This window comes from Muriicola jejuensis (assembly GCF_010671595.1).
GTDB lineage: Bacteria > Bacteroidota > Bacteroidia > Flavobacteriales > Flavobacteriaceae > Muriicola > Muriicola jejuensis.
Window position 1 is genome coordinate 1,324,146 of record NZ_JAABOP010000001.1, and the last position, 18,113, is coordinate 1,342,258.

The window sequence follows — 18,113 nt, forward strand, 5'->3', positions numbered from 1 at the left end:
TTACCGGTGCGGATTTTTATCTATTATTATTTTTGATATTAGTCCATTGAATTTGTTTGAGATATACACTTTTAAACTTTCTGGTTGTTCCAAAATAATATCTCCGAGACCTGCAACAATTACCTTTATCAAGTCATAGTTGGGCACAAGGAGATATGTGACCAATGTATAGGTCATTTCCTTCTTCTCTGCAAAGTTCAACAGCACCTTGGTTTCATTGGTTATATTTTGAGTGAAATGAAGTTTTTTTGCTTTTAAATAATTTAGATAAAACGAAGAGACCCAGATTTTAATAAATTGTGGTTGGCCTTTTAAATCTTGGTAATTATAATCGTCCAATGGCTTGGCACTTCCAAGCCTTTTCTTGAAAAGCTCTATTTCTTCATCCGCATTAGGAACTCTATTCGGATCGAACTTTGCTAACAGCTTTAGATTGGACATTCGATCAATTCCAAAAGTTCTGAAGTTGTTTTCTGTTAAAGAGGGAACATAAGTGTGGAGGTGCCATTTGCTCTGATATTCCTTTAGCAACAGAGGGAATACACGCCATGTAAGAAATTCTGAGGTTTTTTTTGTTTTAGAGGTATACCCTTTATGGTCAAATTCGATTTCATAAAAATCATCTACCGCTTTAAAAAGATTCGGAAGCATTTCCACCCCCCTTAACTGAGGTGTGGTAATCAGTCCATCTTCATTCTTCGTTTCTGGAAGTTTTGAAAGCTTCAAATAATCGTTGTACCTCTCCAACAGGTCTTCTTTATAGCCTGTGTTAACTAAAAGATACCCTCTGATCTTTGTGGGATTTTCTATCTCATACCCAAGATCTCTGAGGACTTTTATATCCCTGGCAATTGTTCTTGCACTTTCAATCAATCCACCCTTTTCCTCTATGTGACTTAATAATTCTGCAGATGACCGGGGCCTAACAGAGAGTAGATTCTTAATTAAAACAAGCCGCTCAATATTTGGGTATTTCGACATAATAATTTAGGTAGACATGATTTGTCTAAGGTACAATTTAAGTTTGCAATGTAAACAAGGAAGTATCTAACCTCATGAACAGGAAAAAGATAATTTATGTCAACATTGATGGTATCCTGGCAGAACTTGAGTCCAAGATGTTTCAACAAATAAAATCAATTGTACACAACCATAATTACGAGTTTAGGTCCGCCATGTATGAAATGGTACCCCCAGCAGAAGGAGGTGTTCAAGCTGTGGAGTCTCTTTTGAATATAGAAGAGTTTAATGTCTATTTCATTTCGACCCCTATTTGGGGAGATACCGACGCATGGTCAGAAAAGAAGGAATGGTTATGTCAGCTTTTTAAGTTGAAAAAGGTAAGGGGACGATTAATTCTGAGTCATCAAAAACACTTATTAAGAGGAGACTATCTTATTGATCAGAGCTGGCAATATGGATCAAAGAATTTTCAAGGAGAGTGGATTCAAATTGGAGTTGACCCGCAATTCCCAAGATGGAAAGAGGTAATGAAATATTTGATGAGTCAAACATCGAATTAAATAATTAATATAACTACAAATTCAACTATGAAAAAAATCATTTATATCGATATGGATGGGGTTATGGCAGACTTTGAAAAAGCCAGGTCAAATCATCCCTTATCGAGAACAACTCCCTTTAGGGGAAGACCCGATACCATCCCAGGTATTTACAAGGACCTAGTGCCTATTGAAGGAGCCATTGAAAGTGTAAACACACTATTGGATACCCCCAACTACGATGTCTACTTTCTCTCTACGGCTCCATGGGACAATCCGGAAGCATGGATGCACAAGAGACTCTGGATTGACAAGTATTTTGAAACCAGGAAGATCAGAAAACGATTGATCCTAAGCCACCAGAAGCATCTTATGATTGGTGACTATCTGATAGATGATAGAAGGTTCAATGGGGCGTCTGAGTTTAAGGGAAAATGGATCCACTTTGGGAGTAAGGATTACCCTGACTGGATGAGTGTTATGGATTATTTTGCTAATATTAACCAATAGGTCTTATTTATGGAATATTTGGTCTTTTATCTCGTTTCAGGTTTGTTTGTGAGTATTGTTATCTCGGAAATTTATAAGATTAAGTTGGATGAAGAAGACAAAGCGATTCTTAGCAATATAGATAGAGTGCTGTATATTATTATCTGGCCTCTTATGATTTACTGGATTATAAAAGGATTGTTCACAGAATCTTAAAATAAAGAATTGTTCTATGTCAATAGTGAATTACATTAAAAATAGCACCAATAAAATTCGAAACCACAAACAACAGGGTTTTAGTTGGCGAGAGTATAGCCAAAACGAATCTTTGAAAGAGATTAGAGATTTTAGAAAAATCATTGAAAATCACAATATACCAGAGATTTTAGATAGAGAATACATCATCAACTTGTACAAAGAAAGTAAATACTATGAAGCTTTTGCCTTTACTATGATGTGGGGTAAAATTAACGCTGAAAGGCCACAAAAGGGATATAAAGGAGACAAAACTAGAACCCCTTTTTACTGTGCCCTAAATCATGGTAAAATCAATATAGAGAATGCACTAATAGCCTCTAAAAAGGAATTAGAAAATTCCAACATCAAGGGGGCTTATCAATTATTCAATTCGGACTATAAGATTCCTGGAATAGGATCATCATATTTCACGAAAATTTTGTTTTTCCAAGGTTTGGCAAACAACATGGAAGTAATGCCTCTTATTTATGATAAATGGACCAAGCTAATTCACGTTGAATTGCTGGTCGAAGAAAATGAAATCGACAAGCTTACTCAGTTCTATAGTAAAAACCAATTAAGTAAATTATCGACAGAGTCTGCAAATTACACAGAGATGGGGTTGAGTATCAAAATTAAAAGAAACTCCTCTAATCTCGATATTTCGATAAAGGACAATTTTGAAGAAGAGGCTTATGCGGATTACGTAAATAGAATGAATGTTCTCGCAAGCAATTATGGAATAAAAGTTAATAGTCTGGAAGAGTATTTGTTCGGCAAAGAATTAAGGAGTAAGAAAAACAGAAATAAAAGTAATCCTAGAGTAGTCCTACTTGAAGCAATAAATAAGAATCTAGCTAGATTGTTTGATAATTAAATCATAGCTCGTTTTAAAAAATATTTGAAAATAGATTTTTTGGTAGACACGATTTGTCATTATTAGAATTTAGCTTTGCTTCCAGATAACTAAAAAAAACTCGCAAGATTATGGAAGCACCAGTCTACAGGAAGATTGCCCCCCTTCGTTATGTGTATCATGTGTCTTATGCCTCTTGTCGTGATAGTATAGAAAAGGAAGGTCTTCTAGCTAACTATAGCAAGATGAATGAGGCAAAGTGTGTTTTTGCCCATAACGCAGGATATCCTGATATGAGATGGTATCCCTTCTGTTTTGATGAGTCATTCTATTGGGAGAAATCTGTAGATTTTGATTCTAGGGATTTGGACTTTCTGTATTTCATGTTGAAATATGGTTATGATTTCTGGCAAATTGATACCAGAAAAGCAGGCATTCAGTGGTTTATTGATAAGCATGGCATGGATGATTTTTATGGGGGAATTAATTATCCCTTTTTAATCACAGCCTTTGATGATGTACCAAGGTATGCTATGCGTCTTTTTAATTTTCATAAAACCCCGTTGGTTCTAAGGGGTGAGGGTGTTGCCCATGTAGAGGGATATTTTCGAGCCGCTTAAATTTTTATACAATGGATAAGTATAAGCTTTCAAAATCTACTTTTTTAAGAGGGCTGCAATGCGAAAAGTCCCTATTCCTCTATAAACATCATTATGACCTAAAGGATGAGATTTCAGCCCAACAGCAAGCCATATTTGACCAGGGTACGGAAATAGGATTATTGGCACAAAAATTATTTCCTGTAGGAGTAGACGCCTCCCCTTCCAGCCACTATGAAATGCAAGAATCAGTCCAGAAGACTAAAAGTTTCTTGGAAGCTGGAGAAGCCAGAATTTATGAAGCCACCTTTCAATACAATGGAGTGTTGGCCGCATTGGATATCCTGGTTAAAGATGAGGATGGATGGAAGGGATATGAAGTAAAAAGCTCTACATCAGTCAAGGAAGTTAATATCCACGATGCTGCCATTCAGTACTTCACTATAGTCAATTCAGGAATTGATTTGGTAGATATTTCTATTGTACATATCAACAATCAATATGTAAAGCAAGGACCAATTGACATTCACCAGCTTTTTACAATCGAATCTGTCTTTGGCAGGGTAATAGCTTTACAAGGTGGAATCCCTGAAAAAATCAAAAGATTTAAGCAGGTTATTGAAGGTGATATGGCTCCCAACATTGACATTGGCCCTCACTGTGATGACCCCTACTCCTGTGATTTTAAAGGTTATTGTTGGAACCACGTGCCTGACTATTCCATTTTTAATATTGCCAACTTACGGGTGAATAGGAAGTTTGAACTCTACGATCAGGGTATACTAACTTTAGAAGAAGTAAATCTGACCGAGGTTTCATTCAGTGCCCATCAGCATCTACAAGTAGAAAGCGAGCAAAATGGATTAAGTCATATAGATCATATAAAAATCAAGGACTTTGTTAGTAATCTTAGCTATCCATTATATCACCTGGATTTTGAAACCATGTCCTTTGCGGTTCCTGTTTATGACCACAGCAGACCCTATCAACAAGTACCTTTTCAATACTCCCTACATATTGAACAAGAGGATGGTATCATAGAACATCGAGAGTTTTTGGCAGAAGCTGACCAGGATAAAGACCCAAGAATCCCATTCGTAGAAAAGTTGATAGATGACCTTGGAACCAAAGGAGATATTTTGGTTTACAATCAAGGTTTCGAAGAGGGTAAATTAAAAGATCTTCAAAGAGCATTTCCACAATATGAGAAAGAAATTAATGCTGTCAGAAAGCGGCTAAAAGACCTCATGATTCCCTTTAAGAATAAATGGTATTACACTCCAGAAATGAAAGGGAGTTATTCCATTAAATATGTGCTTCCAGCCCTTGTTCCAGAGCTTTCATATGATGAATTAGAAATCCGAGAGGGTGGTTCTGCAAGCATTATTTTTAGCCAAATGGTAAGTGGAATCTTTAATGGGGACATTCAAAATATAAGGGAAGCCTTGAAAGAATATTGTATGATGGATACTTGGGGGATGGTAAATATTTTAAATGAATTGAAAAAATTACTGTGAAGAAACTGAATTTCCGTTTAAGGGTTTTCAAATTTTTCAACAAGAGTCTTGAAAAGGGCACTTTGCCCAGAAGATCCTGGTTTAAATTTGTCTGTAGTAAAATCTTTGTCGTCTAATAGAATACCATCAAAAACATTTTTAAATTCTTTCTCACTTACAAGTTCGTCCCTTTTCCCCATCTTATTATATAGGTATCGTAAAAACCTAAATAATGCGATCACACCAGTAGATTTAGATAAAATATTCCTGTCGATAGTGGGCTCATTATACCACGCGTGATTCCACCTACTAGCAACAGCCGAATAATAATTGTTAATTATTTTATAGATAACGTCTGTTTGATCATCTATAAATAAGTTTCTAAATATTCTCCTACTAAGCACTTTTGGATCATTAGTTTTTTTTAACCCTCCAGTTTTAAAAATTGATTTTCTTTTTAGAAGATCCCTGTCGTCCATAGGATCCTTAGATATGCTATCAATTATTAATTCAGCCAGAGTTGCTTGGGCAATAGTTTCAGTTTCTTTGTTTTCCTCACTTGCTGTTCCTAAGATTTTTATTTTTCTATAAAAAGGACTTTTTGAAGATCTATTAAGAACGCGAATAATATCATGAGCGGTTTTTTGGGGGCTTGGATGATTTGCATATTCATATAAGTCATAAACGAGGGATTTATTGACTTTTGTTTGGGCTTTATTGATAACTGAAAATATTTGAGCTTGATCATCTAAATCTAAATCCACAAATATTGTTGCATTCAAGTCAAATTGTGAGAGCTCACCTTCTTTTTCAATGGCCTGTCTTAACCCCTCTAACCTGTGCTGACCATCTAATATTTTCGCAACGTTTTCGTCCTTAACTATTTTCAGTCTTTTTAAATCCAGGCTATCTTTTTCTGTTGTAATACATTTACTTGTTTCAATTATTACATTTTGTCTTTCTTCAATTTCTTCAGCGTGCTCTTCTAGAAACTCGTCGTCATAGTTAGTTATTTCCTCTCCTTTGTAAAAAAGAGATCTTGACCTAATATGCAATATTATGCTGGTTGGGAAAGTGGCATCAAGATTAGTAACATATTGAGAGATTTCCTTAATCCTATTGGGGGATATTTTACGTTGAATACCTAAATAATTATCAATATTCTCTTTATTCTCACTTCCTTTTTCTATCTGTCTTATATCAGCAAATGATATGTCAAGAAGTTCTTTCCAAGACATTGAACATATATAGAATGTTCCTATTGGTTGATTTATTTCAATAAAAGGCAATTGAATATATTTCATTGAAATCATTAATTTGACGGAGTCACTTTTTTGAACAAATCATCTTCGTCCCTATTTCGACTTCTGACCAATGAGGTTGGGTTTCTTTTATCAAAGAATCTGGAATACAATAGTGTTATAAAAATCCATACTAGAAAATATTTGGAGAATTTTGTGATTCTATTAAAACCCATGCTTTTATTAGATGCTTCTAATCCTGTATTATCGTTTAATTCCATTAACCCCTCTAAATAATAGCTCCTCAATTCAGCAGCATAAATTGCAACTCCTATTACTATAAATCCAAGAGTAACCCAAAAGGCCAGATGAAAAAGAGGCACTTTACTTTGTCGATTAGTATTAACCAAAGTATAAATAATTCCCGCTCCAATACTTACACATACAATTATTAACTCACCTCGTCCTATAATTTCTAATAAACGAGGAAGGTCCAACCCGCTGAAATAGATTAGGGCATATAGAATAATAAATGGTAATAGACTAAGAAAGACTGTAACCATAGTGTAGATAAAGGCCTCCTGAATTGTACCCAAATTTTCTTTGATATCAAGCATATTGTATTATTTGTTAAACTAGGAACTTTTGCCAACTCAAAAGGTTGTGAATCATTATCAAATTAATTGCATTACCCCCCTGAATGAATCAAATATCAAATCTATAAATTGGCAAATAACCTAAAGATTTGGGCACTTGGGTACGTGCTTAACGAAGCAACTCCATGTGCCATTTCAATAGGCACCAAAGCATTTTCATGCCTAAAACTAAGAAAATACTTTAATGTTCCGACAATTCTATCAAATCCTATGAAATCGTCTTTCGACTTGGAATTCTTATAACTTCCAGTGGCTATCATGATCACCATTTGATGGTGATCTCCTATTTTCACAAAAAGCTTATTCCCATAATTTGTCCGATATCCATATTGCTCTTCTGCTTTTCTTTGCTGCACATGTGATCGGATATAGTCATTATCAGGTATAAAGTAGGTGTTTGGTTTTAATTTCCTAGAAATTAGGTTGAGGTGATCAACAAACATTCCTGTCTTCTCCTGTCCACATAAATAAATTATAGTACCCTGTTCAAAGGCAAATTTTAAGAAGTTCCTTATCGGATCTATTAACTTGACATATTGGCTTCTCAGATTTAATGGACCATCTTTAAGAAATAAACACTTGTCAAATAAATCCCTTTGACCAGATTGCCAGAGATACCTAATGCCTGCAAATAAAAATAAGGTTTCATGGATCATCATATATGAAGATGCAACACTACCAGGGGCACTATCCTCTCCCATTTCTAAATGAAAACCAAGCATATCAGATAAGTAAACCTCTTGCCCACAATGAATACAGTTTTCCTTATCATGATCATATGAAAGCCCCTCTATATCTCTTTCACAATGTGGACATTGAAAACTAGGAGATCGGTTTGTTTTTCCATCCCATTTTTGATATGCAAGCCATTTAAGAGTCTCAAAAATAGAGAAAGTTTCATCTTCTAACTTTGGATCATTTAAAGACTCAAATATTATTTCTCTTATTGAATCATAAACAGAGTTCTGCCCCAATCTTATGTTTCTTAATGGGAAAACAGTGGCATGAAACATGGCAGATTCATTCATTAATGCCCTTATAGCCAGAGGATGAGGGGCAAATGGATCCATTTTGCTCAATCTATTCTGATCTAATCTGTAGAGGGCTGTTTTCACAAATGCCATTTGTCTCAACACCTTGCCTTGTCCAGAATCAATATGCTGTATTGATCCATCAACTGCAAAAACATGAGAAAATACCTTTTGATCCTCGGGGATATTTTCGAGGTTGATTTCTCCGAGAGATTCTAAGTCAATTGGGTGTTCAAATTCTTCAATAAGCTTGTTTACTAATGGTGAATTCACCACATCTATATGGCTTAATTTACTAGCACGTTCTGCACCAAGTCTTCCTCCTGCTTCGTATGGCATATTGTAAAAAGTTAATATTTTATTGGAATAGCTTTGCTTGAATAGGAATAACAAACCTATTGGAGAATGTTAGCATTCGGATATACCCTTTTGTTTTTGAGTTCAATATATCTCTTTGAAGCCCATCATATGAAGTATTAAGTTTTGCTAATGCATTTACCTCGTCCTGACTTGAAAGATGAGCGACAAAAAAGTTTTCTGTTTGAGCTAAAAGGTCTTTGTTTACGGTAGAAGGGGATTGTGTCGAATAAACCATTCCTATGTGGAATTTTGCTCCCTCTTTTGCAAATCGACTGTAGACATCTGTTACATCATTATCATTTTTCGGAAACAAGTTGTGGGCCTCCTCAAAATAGAGTTGGACGTAATGTTTGCCTAGATTGTTTGAAGTGAATTTTCTTTCCTGATGCCTAAAGATCTCCGTTGATAAATAATCTGAAAAGTAAGATCTAACCGTTTCGTCTGCACTTCCTAAGTCTAGTATGACGGTCTTACCTTCATCAATATGAGATAATATTTCTATTATAAAGTCCCCAGCTTCCTTGTCGTGATATTTTTTAATAGGTGGTAGTAATTTAGATGCTCCAGCACCTACTCCTCCTGGATCTAGAAATGATAATATGGAGGATAGTTCTGGGTCAATTAATTTTTTACCACTTCCTGACTTTAGACTAGGGTCATCTGGATTATTTCTACTGAATGAATTTAGTCTTTTGAATTCAGTCACAAGAGAGTTTAGCTCAGTTGGAGGCTCAGGCAAATCTGAGGGATCTTGAACATCATAGATTCTCATTCTCAGACCTTCGGAAAACTGGGGATTTAATGAGCTACCCTTTGTTCTTAAGGGGTTTCCAACGACTCCATTGGAAAATCCCGCTTCATATAAACAAGCCCAATAGGCCAAGATTCGTCTTTGTGCTCGTAATTTATCCCCCGAACTTAAACCTTGAATATCCTCAATAGAAGGCAAGTCTAAGCTTCCAAAATTTGTAATATAAATTGAATCTCTACCGCTTTGTCGAAGCAATGAACCAATTATTTTTATACTTTTTTCAGGCTGTAAATAGAAATTCAATTTAAGCGGCTTGGAGGGAGTTTCAGGTCTTTTATTTATGGCGTATACTTCACACCTATCTGAATATTTGCTTCTGATAGAAATATTGCCATCTTGGGGGTTATCATTGGCATACTCACCGTTAATATCAAAGATCAACTGTCCGACAGATTTATCATCTTTTGTTGAAACAATAAGGCTTTCTGCAATCAGTTTCACAACATTTGATTTTCCAAGTCGAGTTTTTCCAAACATCGCTGTTCTAAAGCCCTTGAAGTCTTCAGTACTAACCATAGCATCTACATCTAAAGGTGCTATGTTCTGAAAAGGAAGCTGGCATTCTGTGAATCTCAGCTTTCCAAGAGACCATTGATTTTTTGGATTTAGAGTACCGTTTACTATAATCTCCAAGATATCTGCAGTAGGAGAGTATACTTTGTATCGGTGACCAGATACAACATTGTTTACATCTCCAGAGAATTCAATTTTGTCTTTATTTGAAGGATTAGGATAAAACATTCCCATCACATTGGTTTTTAACGCCCCCCATTGTAATTCGCCAGCGGTAAAGCGATCAATTTCAGGCATTGATCTTTTATGCAACTCAAAATATGTTTGTTGAACTTCTTTGGATAATGGAGTAGGAGCAGTTGAGTCTACACGTAAAAGGGAAAAGTGAGGAGGCAATCCATCCAACTTATCAGGAACAGCAACCAAAAATGAACCTCTTGGGATTCCACCAACATTTTGCTTATAACTATCTGCAGTAATTATAGTTACATATTCATATCCAATTTCTAGGACGTAGCCTATAAATCTCATTTTCTCAAATTGCTCTGAAACCTCGAACTTATCGTCTCGCTCTACCATTTGAACGATTTTGGAAAGGGGATTGTCAGAATACCTCGTTTGATCAAAAAATGACTCCATTTAAATTGATTGAATTATAATTTCTTTATAGACATTTCTGGAAGAAGTCTTTGAGGATATACTCGAAAACCTTGACACTTCTTTAATACTAAAAAGCTCTTTAGGATATAGTGCTTTTATACTGGAATGGTTAGCATTTGTGCAAATGATTTTACATCCCCTTTCAGCTGCTTTGATTAGTGAATATGAAAGCTCCTTTTGGTTCTCCCATGAGAATATGTTTTCATTATATTTTATGAATCCATTGTTATTATGTCGTACGGTATAAGGGGGGTCCGTAAAAACTAAATCACCCTCTCTGGCATATCCTATTGTTCGCTTAAAGTCACTTTTGCGTATATGAATTTTTTGTAAGGAATTTGAAATAACTGAAAAGTCATCTTCGGGATAATTTTCTATTTTTTTTGTTCCCCTAGGAACATTAAATTGACCTTGCTTATTTACTCTGTACAATCCGTTCCAACAAGTCCTATTTAAATAAATAAATCTCGCGGCTGTTTGAATTCTATCCTCAGGGCTCCATTCTCTAACATCATAGTAATCTGCACCTAATTCCTTAAGATTGTTCAACTCATTTGTTACTCTGACGTGTGAATCCTTGATAGCTTGATATGTGGTAATTAATTCCTCGTTTATATCCGCAATAATCCCTTTTCTGGGAGTAAGATGAAAAAACACAACACCACTACCCAAAAATGGCTCAACATATTTGCCGTTAAATTGAGGAATTATGTTCTTGTAGTTTGCTACAAACCATCTCTTTCCTCCTGCCCATTTTAAAAATGGTTTAGGTTTCATTTTCGTGATGGCTTGATGATTTCGTAGTTATAAAGGATCAAAACTGATTTCTTCTAAATGAACAGTAATGTAAATCATGAAATTTCGGATTTAAATTCCCGTATTTGCAATTCCCCTTCTCTTAGAACTTGAAATTATGGCATTTGGCTGATGAATCCAAACTATATTATACCCTTTATTAGATAATCTCCCAATAACCAAATCGTATACCGTTTTACCCACTACGATAATGTTGTTGGGGTTACACTCTTCAATAATCGGCTCGCAATAGTTCTGAAATGAAGTGTCCAATATCTTGTTGTAATCATTCTTAGATGGCTTTTCTTTATTTTTATAAACAGCCACGATGCTACAGTCCAGGAGCCATATCCCAGATTTCTTCATGTACTTTAACAAGCTAATTTTTTCTTTCAATTTACTACCTGCATTAGGGTTATTAGTTACTTGAAAGTTTTTATCCACTATTTGATTGAATAGATTCCAAAATTGATGGGTTCCTGTATTTTTGTCCAACGGCTCATTCAAGATATTTGATTGTCCGTAGGCCAAGTTGTAAACAAATCGCACGTAGCCTTTAGGATATCCAGAAATATTTAAGCAATGCCTCGTTCTTATTAGGTTTTTTTCTGTATAGACATGAGATTCAGCTAAAAGGATAGTTTTAATTTCCTTTGGCTTCCAGTAATTTCGGTAGTCTTCGACCAGTTTAACCACTATAAAATCTTCAATCGGCCAATCAACGTCTAGAGCTAAGACTTTGTTGTATGTAGTCTCAAGAAGTTCAGTCATTTAATTTGAGTTGTTGTAGAACGTAGTTTTTCCAGAAATTTTTTAATAATAACCTATCCGTAATTTTTACTTTCTAATTTAACGAGAGTATTTTCTAATTCAGAGCGTTTATAATATACCCTATTCCCAATTCCATAAGAAGGCAAAATACCTTTTCTGGACCACTGCCACAAAGTTGTCATGGAAACTTTTAAAAATTCCGCTGTTTCCTCCCTTGTTAATAATTCTTCTGGATGCTTGGGCTGAAAGTTTTCCTTAATCGCCTGTAACTCTTCTTCTAATTTCGTCAGTTTATCAAGGACAATTTCCATAGCTGATGGCAGATCTTCAAATTTCAGATTGTTCATTTTAGCTTTGTTTTACTTCAAAACTCGAAAATTTTTTTTAAAAATTTTTTTACCCCAAGCCTAAATGAAAATGCGATCTAACCTAAAGATCACCCCCCACCCTTTTTGGATTTTGCGGGCTCCCCCGCAACAATCATTTATTAATAATCTAAAAAGTAAAAACTATGGTTACGATTGCAGATTACAAAACGTATCAAAGAGAGGATGGAACAGACTTTCAGGTTCTTGTCGTACAAGGAGAAGTCGAAGCAGTCCGAAGTAAAAAAACAGGAAAGCTTTACCTGACTGCCAAAACAGCGAAAGTAGCATGCACTTTTGACGCATCCATGTGTCAAGCCTTAATTGGGACTGAAATGGATGGACGGATCAAGAAAGTAAAGGTAGATCCTTATGAGTATGCCATCCCTGAGACTGGTGAAATCATTACCCTAAACCATCGCTATGAATTCGTGAGCGAACTGGATGATCTTGAAACTAAGCCACTAAAAACCATGCTTGCAGCAGCTTAATTCTTGTTTATGCTTTAACAAATGGGGACTCCAATCGGGGTCCCTTTTTTTTACTCACCAAGACCATGATAACACATCATCAGAAAAAGTATTAACCCTCATAAATATCAAATCATGAAATTACAACAAGCACAACGACATCAGGTAAAGCTAAGGATTGGCCTAAGTGGAGCCAGTGGATTCGGAAAAACCTATTCAGCTCTTCTATTAGCACATGGGATCACTAATGATTGGTCTAAGATCGTTGTTATTGACACCGAAAATAATAGTGCCAGTCTGTACGCTCATTTAGGCGATTTTAATGTGTTGCCACTAACGGAGCCTTACAGTCCAGAACGTCACATAGAGGCCATTAAAACGTGCGAGAAGGCCCAAATGGAGGTCATTATCATAGATAGTATTACCCATGAATGGCAAGGAAAAGAAGGGTGTCTTGAACTGCATCAAAAATTGGGAGGACGTTTTCAGGATTGGGCTAAAATTTCACCCAGACACCAAGCATTTTTAGATGCTATTCTAAATTCTTCCTGTCATGTAATTACGACCACCAGACGAAAAATTGATTACTCACTGGACCTGGGTTCCAATGGTAGAACTCAAGTGGTCAAGCACGGTACCAAGGAAATCACACGCGAAGGTTTTGAATATGAGCTGACCGTAAACTTTGAGCTTATTAATGATCAGCACCTGGCAAAAGCAAGCAAAGATCGTACTGGACTATTCATGGACAAGCCTGAATTCGTGATTAACGCGGCAACAGGTAAGAAACTCATGCAGTGGTGTAGCATCGGTTTGAGCCTTGCAGACGCTAGGAAAGAAATTGAATCCTGTACAGATGTGGCTGGCCTTCGCCATTTATACGCCAAGTATCAAAGCATACAAAGCGAAATAACTCCTTTGCTTCTAAAGAAAAAAGAGGCACTGGAGAACCACCATAGTATTATATCCAACAAGCAAATTATACCTGAGCCCTCTAAAGAAAAAACAAATGGAACAGACAATCAATAATTATTTCCCGCGTGAGCTCAACCAGGAGCATGTCAAAAGCTATATTTCCTCTAGTGGGTTCATAGAAGCCAACACCGAGGAAGTAACTTTGGAACACTTAAAAAAGGACTGCATCATCCCTGTGTTTTCTAAGGATAATGAATCCACGATAAGTCACGCTCAGTTTATAAATCAAGTCTACGAAGTTGCTCGTGAGCTCTATCCTGAATTTGAAATAGCTGCTCCAAAGATTAGGGCGAGTCATATGGTGAAAGGGCGTATTCCTTCTGCAGTAGGGAAACCTGCCAAAGAGTTATCAGAACACGAGAAAACCATTTATTATGAGCGTTGTGCCTTCTTAATTGACATTCCTGGTATTACAGAAACAGTCAACGGGAATACACTTAGTTTAAGCATTGGAGGGGTTAGAGCTTACAACCAGGAAAACCTCTACAGTAAAAAGTCCCTGGAAAAATTTAAGGTATTTGTCGGGTTTAAAAACTGGGTTTGCACCAATCTGTGTATTTCGACAGATGGGTTCTCCAACAAGATACGTGTAGGATCAGTAAGTGAGTTGTCTGAAGCAGTGCAACAGCTGGTTCAGGGGTACAACATGGAAAAGCATTTGGGGATGATGGAACGAATGAGCGGATTTAGCCTAAATGAACAGCAGTTTGCCCATTTAGTGGGAAAGCTTAGGATGTATCCTTATTTGGGAAAAGACACTGAGCAGGTATTTCCCATAGCCTTGAATGATGGCCAAGTGACTCGTGTGGTTAAGGAGTACTATGGGTGTTCAAATTTTGGAAAGGAAGAAGACGGATCCATAAACCTTTGGAACCTTTACAACCTATTTACCGAAGCCAACAAGTCCTCCTACATAGATAACTCTTTTGAGCGCTCCGTACACGCGTATGAACTAGTGAATATGCTTGGAAATTCGATGCAAAATGGTTCTGCAAATTGGCTTCTGTCATAATAATTCTATGGCTATTTTGTGATTTAGGAGTCATCAAACATTCTTTAAAATTAGGAATAAAGAGCCCCCTCCTGACAAAATAATAGGGAGGGGGTTACTATCTTTAATAAAACTTGACAAGTTGACGACAGCCAAGTTGTCAACTTCCTAAAGCAAATTAGCATATGAGCTATATTTCTAAAAAACTAAGGTTTACCGATTTTACTACACAGAAGAAATATCACACACTGAAAATATATTATCGTTGTTGTTCGGACGCACAGCCAAGTATTCACGAAATGGAGAGTTTGGATTCAAAAGAAGATTTTAAAATCAAGCTAGATGACATCGATGATAATGGTTATGTTGTGGGAGAAGTTTACAGGACCTTTTTGGATGACTTCTTATCAATGAATATTCCTAGAATGGCGGAACAACATTTTAATGAATTCCAAAGAAAGATTGATGAAAAGCAATTGTATAATCCAGATGCTATAAAGGACTACGGTAAATTTGTTATCAATCAATCTCTACCTTGGTCCTCTAAGATAAGAGAGTCACTTTACCTCAATGATGAAATAAAACATCAGATATTACAACAATTAGAAAGATACATTCAGGATATTGAACATTACTCCAAGTATCCTTTTGCATATGCTGAAGCCAAACTCAAATTTAATTGGAACAAAGCCGATGTGCTTTACTTTTTTCACCTTCTGAGAGAAAACAAACAGATAGAGTATCGATCCAATTCAGAATATGGACGCTTTATTGATAACATGGTAGAATACAAAGATGGAGATAGATATTCTCCCATCACGGATTCTAGAAAAAGGCTTAGTGCATTCAATCAAAAGGTCCCAACTATAGTTACTGAATCAAAAAACAGACTCCTCACAACATTCAGTAATCCAGACTTTTATAAAGAATAATCATTTGGGGACAAAATAGTTTCCTCAACATTACGCACACAATATAGAGATCTTAGCTGCAGATTAAATGAGTACTCCGCGGTACCAGGAATCGTGGTGAGAATAAAGCTTAAGCGATCGCCATTTCTCACCCTCTCATTTATCAACAGCAGCGTGGCCATTCCGTTGCAGACTATTATTAACGAATGGAGATCAAATTTTTTGAAAAATGATTAACAACAATAACAACGTCAATTTTTGGAAACAAGATGAAAATGGGAAGATCCAAATTTTAAACACAAAGCTTTATAAATTTTTAGAAAGTAAAGGGTTTGCTATGGCAAAAGCCTCTGATAAAGATCAGATTCTCGTTAGAATGGTAAACAATATGATGTCTGAGGCTAATGAGGCCCATGTAGATCATACCATTAGAGATTACCTACTAGAAAATGATCAATTGGATGTTTATGAGAAATACGCCCGCAGTACGGGTAGTTACGTTAATAGAAGGAGTTTTAATTTCTTGAAATTAATTGAACTTGTCAATGACAGGGATAAAACGGATAATTCCTATTTCTATTATCAGAACTGTTTTTGCAAAGTAACAAAGGATGAAATTGATATTCATCCCTATGAACACCTTCAATGGCCAATTTGGGAGAATCGCCTTAATATGAGGGTTTTCGAGCCCCCCACGGATGATCAAATGGGCCAATTTGAAAAGTTCTGTAATAACATCACTGGTAAGTCCGAAGAGCGATTTTTAGCGCTAAAGACAATCCTTGGATATTTATTGCATCGCAATAAAGAGGTTAGTGAAACTAAAGCGATTATTCTTTATGATGAGAACATGGGTCAAAATAATCAGGCGCATGGTGGAACCGGGAAGTCACTACTTGGCAGGGCATTGTCAAAATGTCGTGTTGTAGAGATTTTTGATGGTAAAGAGAATAAATTGGGCAGTTGGTTTCGAAATCAGCGAATTGATATCACGACAGATATTTTGGTGTACGACGACCTTGATCGCAATGTCAGCCTTGAGCGATTCTATGCCATGATCACATCCGGCATTGAAGTTGAGAGGAAAAGACAACAGGCATTTTATATTGATCCGGAAAACGCTCCTAAAATCATGATTTCATCAAATTATCCCGTTAATGGCCCTGGAGGATCTTCAGACGAAAGGAGGCGTCACGAATTTGAGCTATCAAATTATTATAGTGCCCACTATACTCCAGAGATGGAATTTGGCAATCGATTTTTTGGCAATGATTGGTCAGAATCTGAGTGGAATAAATTCTTTCAGTTTATGATGAATTGCGCAAAGGAGTATTTGCAGCACGGACTAATCGAAGTGAAGCCAATCAATCTCGGAATTGCGAAATTGAAGGATAAAACAAATGAGAAGTTTGTAGAATTTGCCGAAACCTTCATAGAATTTGGAGAATGGCAGGATAAAAGGGAATTTGAAGCGACATTCCAAGAATTTTATCCTGAGTTAGCACCTATTGCCCCCCATAGAATGAAAAAATGGTTAGACTCATTTGCAGCATCTAAAAGAGCAACATTAGAAACCAAACCAACAGGAGGTAATTATTTATTTAGAATAAGAAAGGAGGTGCAGGATGCTTAAGCGTATCATATATAAAGCTTTGCACCGAGCCTCTGGTAGAGTCTACATAGGGGCCACGACCAAAGATTTGGAAGATCGAATAGAAGATCATATCCAAAAAGCCAATAAAGGAATTGGCAGCTATTTCCAGGAAGCAATCGGGACTTATGGTCCCGAAGCTTTCACCTGGGAGCAGATTGATACTGCCAATAGCCTGAATGAGCTCGCCGATAAAGAGCAAGAGTATATCCTGAAATATGATGCTCTAGAAAATGGCTTTAATCAGGATTCAGGTGGTGGTTTTAAGAAGAAGGTCTATCAATATGATATCGACACAATTGCAATACTCGCTGAGTACGATTCCTTGGAAGAAGCAGGTAATTCAGTAGACGCTCATAAAAATTGTATTGCGAAAGCCTGTTCCGGGGAGAACCGAACCTGTAAGGGGTATTATTGGAGTTACAAAGGCCCTGAGCATTTTGTCCCGCCCGTAGAGGGTAGGAGAAAATTAGTAATCCAAATCGATTTGGAAGGCAATATTTTAGCTGAATATTCATCGGTTGCAGAGGCGTCAGTTAAAACTGGTATTTCCAAAACTTGCATCTCAAGATGCTGTAGAGGAGAACGAGACAAATCAGGAGGTTTTCGATGGTATTACCTCGATTAAGAATGAAAGGGCAGCAGAAATGTTGCCCTTTTTATTGCTAAGAACATTTAGCAAATCTTTTTTTTACAAAGGCTTTGTCTATTTTTATAGGAGATAAATATAAAT

General features: G+C 36.3%; 19 protein-coding genes. 11 read left to right on the top strand and 8 right to left on the bottom strand.

Annotated elements, in window-relative coordinates:
- Positions 1–981 (bottom strand): helix-turn-helix transcriptional regulator, encoded by a 981-nt coding sequence (locus GWK09_RS05815; RefSeq protein WP_163692046.1) that lies wholly within the window; start codon positions 979–981, stop codon positions 1–3.
- 74 nt (positions 982–1,055) lie between these two features.
- Here GWK09_RS05815 and GWK09_RS05820 point away from each other — a divergent pair, with 74 nt between their 5' ends.
- The 5 genes from GWK09_RS05820 (at position 1,056) to GWK09_RS05840 (ending at position 5,200) form a co-directional block, all read left to right on the top strand.
- Positions 1,056–1,523 (top strand): 5' nucleotidase, NT5C type, encoded by a 468-nt coding sequence (locus GWK09_RS05820; RefSeq protein ID WP_163692047.1) that lies wholly within the window; start codon positions 1,056–1,058, stop codon positions 1,521–1,523.
- 27 nt (positions 1,524–1,550) lie between these two features.
- The gene (locus GWK09_RS05825; RefSeq protein WP_163692048.1) at positions 1,551–2,012 is read left to right on the top strand and encodes a 5' nucleotidase, NT5C type; all 462 of its coding nucleotides are present in this window, start codon (positions 1,551–1,553) and stop codon (positions 2,010–2,012) included.
- Between the two features lie 211 nt (positions 2,013–2,223).
- Positions 2,224–3,105 (top strand): 8-oxoguanine DNA glycosylase OGG fold protein, encoded by an 882-nt coding sequence (locus GWK09_RS05830; protein WP_346770606.1) that lies wholly within the window; start codon positions 2,224–2,226, stop codon positions 3,103–3,105.
- A 110-nt stretch (positions 3,106–3,215) separates the two neighbouring features.
- On the top strand, positions 3,216–3,704 hold the full coding sequence (locus tag GWK09_RS05835) for a hypothetical protein (protein WP_163692050.1): 489 nt from the start codon (positions 3,216–3,218) through the stop codon (positions 3,702–3,704).
- Between the two features lie 11 nt (positions 3,705–3,715).
- Positions 3,716–5,200 carry a DUF2779 domain-containing protein gene (locus GWK09_RS05840; RefSeq protein ID WP_163692051.1) on the top strand — a complete coding sequence of 495 codons (1,485 nt, stop codon included), beginning with the start codon at positions 3,716–3,718 and terminating at the stop codon, positions 5,198–5,200.
- A 17-nt stretch (positions 5,201–5,217) separates the two neighbouring features.
- Here GWK09_RS05840 and GWK09_RS05845 read toward each other — a convergent pair whose 3' ends face one another.
- The 7 genes from GWK09_RS05845 to GWK09_RS05875 all read right to left on the bottom strand — a co-directional run bounded on the left by GWK09_RS05845 (position 5,218) and on the right by GWK09_RS05875 (position 12,364).
- Positions 5,218–6,483, bottom strand: a complete 1,266-nt coding sequence (locus tag GWK09_RS05845; RefSeq protein WP_163692052.1) for a DGQHR domain-containing protein — start codon at positions 6,481–6,483, stop codon at positions 5,218–5,220.
- A gap of 8 nt (positions 6,484–6,491) precedes the next feature.
- Positions 6,492–7,037: a hypothetical protein gene (locus GWK09_RS05850; RefSeq protein WP_163692053.1), complete on the bottom strand. Its 546-nt coding sequence runs from the start codon at positions 7,035–7,037 to the stop codon at positions 6,492–6,494.
- Positions 7,038–7,138: 101 nt separating this feature from the next.
- Positions 7,139–8,446 (bottom strand): hypothetical protein, encoded by a 1,308-nt coding sequence (locus GWK09_RS05855; protein WP_163692054.1) that lies wholly within the window; start codon positions 8,444–8,446, stop codon positions 7,139–7,141.
- Positions 8,447–8,465: 19 nt separating this feature from the next.
- Positions 8,466–10,370 (bottom strand): ATP-binding protein, encoded by a 1,905-nt coding sequence (locus tag GWK09_RS05860; RefSeq protein WP_204260360.1) that lies wholly within the window; start codon positions 10,368–10,370, stop codon positions 8,466–8,468.
- 60 nt (positions 10,371–10,430) lie between these two features.
- On the bottom strand, positions 10,431–11,228 hold the full coding sequence (locus GWK09_RS05865; protein ID WP_163692056.1) for a DNA adenine methylase: 798 nt from the start codon (positions 11,226–11,228) through the stop codon (positions 10,431–10,433).
- A 90-nt stretch (positions 11,229–11,318) separates the two neighbouring features.
- Positions 11,319–12,017 (bottom strand): hypothetical protein, encoded by a 699-nt coding sequence (locus GWK09_RS05870; protein WP_163692057.1) that lies wholly within the window; start codon positions 12,015–12,017, stop codon positions 11,319–11,321.
- Positions 12,018–12,070: 53 nt separating this feature from the next.
- Complete coding sequence (locus GWK09_RS05875; protein ID WP_163692058.1) at positions 12,071–12,364, bottom strand: helix-turn-helix domain-containing protein; 294 nt, start codon at positions 12,362–12,364, stop codon at positions 12,071–12,073.
- A 164-nt stretch (positions 12,365–12,528) separates the two neighbouring features.
- Here GWK09_RS05875 and GWK09_RS05880 point away from each other — a divergent pair, with 164 nt between their 5' ends.
- The 6 genes from GWK09_RS05880 (at position 12,529) to GWK09_RS05905 (ending at position 18,008) form a co-directional block, all read left to right on the top strand.
- Complete coding sequence (locus GWK09_RS05880; protein ID WP_163692059.1) at positions 12,529–12,873, top strand: hypothetical protein; 345 nt, start codon at positions 12,529–12,531, stop codon at positions 12,871–12,873.
- A gap of 114 nt (positions 12,874–12,987) precedes the next feature.
- A complete protein-coding gene (locus tag GWK09_RS05885) occupies positions 12,988–13,881 on the top strand; it encodes an AAA family ATPase (RefSeq protein WP_163692060.1) in 894 nt (297 codons plus the stop codon).
- Positions 13,862–14,839 (top strand): DUF3871 family protein, encoded by a 978-nt coding sequence (locus GWK09_RS05890; protein WP_163692061.1) that lies wholly within the window; start codon positions 13,862–13,864, stop codon positions 14,837–14,839. Before GWK09_RS05885 ends, GWK09_RS05890 begins: the two co-directional genes overlap by 20 nt.
- 164 nt (positions 14,840–15,003) lie before the next feature.
- A complete protein-coding gene (locus GWK09_RS05895; protein ID WP_163692062.1) occupies positions 15,004–15,750 on the top strand; it encodes a hypothetical protein in 747 nt (248 codons plus the stop codon).
- Between the two features lie 208 nt (positions 15,751–15,958).
- Positions 15,959–17,362, top strand: a complete 1,404-nt coding sequence (locus GWK09_RS05900; protein ID WP_163692063.1) for a primase-helicase family protein — start codon at positions 15,959–15,961, stop codon at positions 17,360–17,362.
- Entirely contained in the window at positions 17,355–18,008 is a 654-nt protein-coding gene (locus GWK09_RS05905) for an NUMOD1 domain-containing DNA-binding protein (RefSeq protein WP_163692064.1), read from the top strand. The genes GWK09_RS05900 and GWK09_RS05905 overlap by 8 nt, the downstream gene beginning before the upstream one ends.
- Positions 18,009–18,113: the final 105 nt, after the last annotated feature.

What these genes read in the sequence shown, in the direction of transcription:
- GWK09_RS05840 (WP_163692051.1), top strand. Translation starts at nt 3,716, where the DNA reads ATGGATAAGTATAAGCTTTCAAAATCTACTTTTTTAAGAGGGCTGCAA.
- GWK09_RS05900 (WP_163692063.1), top strand. Translation starts at nt 15,959, where the DNA reads ATGATTAACAACAATAACAACGTCAATTTTTGGAAACAAGATGAAAAT.
- GWK09_RS05825 (WP_163692048.1), top strand. Translation starts at nt 1,551, where the DNA reads ATGAAAAAAATCATTTATATCGATATGGATGGGGTTATGGCAGACTTT.
- GWK09_RS05865 (WP_163692056.1), bottom strand. Translation starts at nt 11,228, where the DNA reads ATGAAACCTAAACCATTTTTAAAATGGGCAGGAGGAAAGAGATGGTTT.
- GWK09_RS05835 (WP_163692050.1), top strand. Translation starts at nt 3,216, where the DNA reads ATGGAAGCACCAGTCTACAGGAAGATTGCCCCCCTTCGTTATGTGTAT.
- GWK09_RS05850 (WP_163692053.1), bottom strand. Translation starts at nt 7,037, where the DNA reads ATGCTTGATATCAAAGAAAATTTGGGTACAATTCAGGAGGCCTTTATC.
- GWK09_RS05845 (WP_163692052.1), bottom strand. Translation starts at nt 6,483, where the DNA reads ATGAAATATATTCAATTGCCTTTTATTGAAATAAATCAACCAATAGGA.
- GWK09_RS05820 (WP_163692047.1), top strand. Translation starts at nt 1,056, where the DNA reads ATGAACAGGAAAAAGATAATTTATGTCAACATTGATGGTATCCTGGCA.
- GWK09_RS05855 (WP_163692054.1), bottom strand. Translation starts at nt 8,446, where the DNA reads ATGCCATACGAAGCAGGAGGAAGACTTGGTGCAGAACGTGCTAGTAAA.
- GWK09_RS05860 (WP_204260360.1), bottom strand. Translation starts at nt 10,370, where the DNA reads ATGGTAGAGCGAGACGATAAGTTCGAGGTTTCAGAGCAATTTGAGAAA.
- GWK09_RS05890 (WP_163692061.1), top strand. Translation starts at nt 13,862, where the DNA reads ATGGAACAGACAATCAATAATTATTTCCCGCGTGAGCTCAACCAGGAG.
- GWK09_RS05880 (WP_163692059.1), top strand. Translation starts at nt 12,529, where the DNA reads ATGGTTACGATTGCAGATTACAAAACGTATCAAAGAGAGGATGGAACA.
- GWK09_RS05830 (WP_346770606.1), top strand. Translation starts at nt 2,224, where the DNA reads ATGTCAATAGTGAATTACATTAAAAATAGCACCAATAAAATTCGAAAC.
- GWK09_RS05875 (WP_163692058.1), bottom strand. Translation starts at nt 12,364, where the DNA reads ATGAACAATCTGAAATTTGAAGATCTGCCATCAGCTATGGAAATTGTC.
- GWK09_RS05905 (WP_163692064.1), top strand. Translation starts at nt 17,355, where the DNA reads ATGCTTAAGCGTATCATATATAAAGCTTTGCACCGAGCCTCTGGTAGA.
- GWK09_RS05815 (WP_163692046.1), bottom strand. Translation starts at nt 981, where the DNA reads ATGTCGAAATACCCAAATATTGAGCGGCTTGTTTTAATTAAGAATCTA.
- GWK09_RS05895 (WP_163692062.1), top strand. Translation starts at nt 15,004, where the DNA reads ATGAGCTATATTTCTAAAAAACTAAGGTTTACCGATTTTACTACACAG.
- GWK09_RS05870 (WP_163692057.1), bottom strand. Translation starts at nt 12,017, where the DNA reads ATGACTGAACTTCTTGAGACTACATACAACAAAGTCTTAGCTCTAGAC.
- GWK09_RS05885 (WP_163692060.1), top strand. Translation starts at nt 12,988, where the DNA reads ATGAAATTACAACAAGCACAACGACATCAGGTAAAGCTAAGGATTGGC.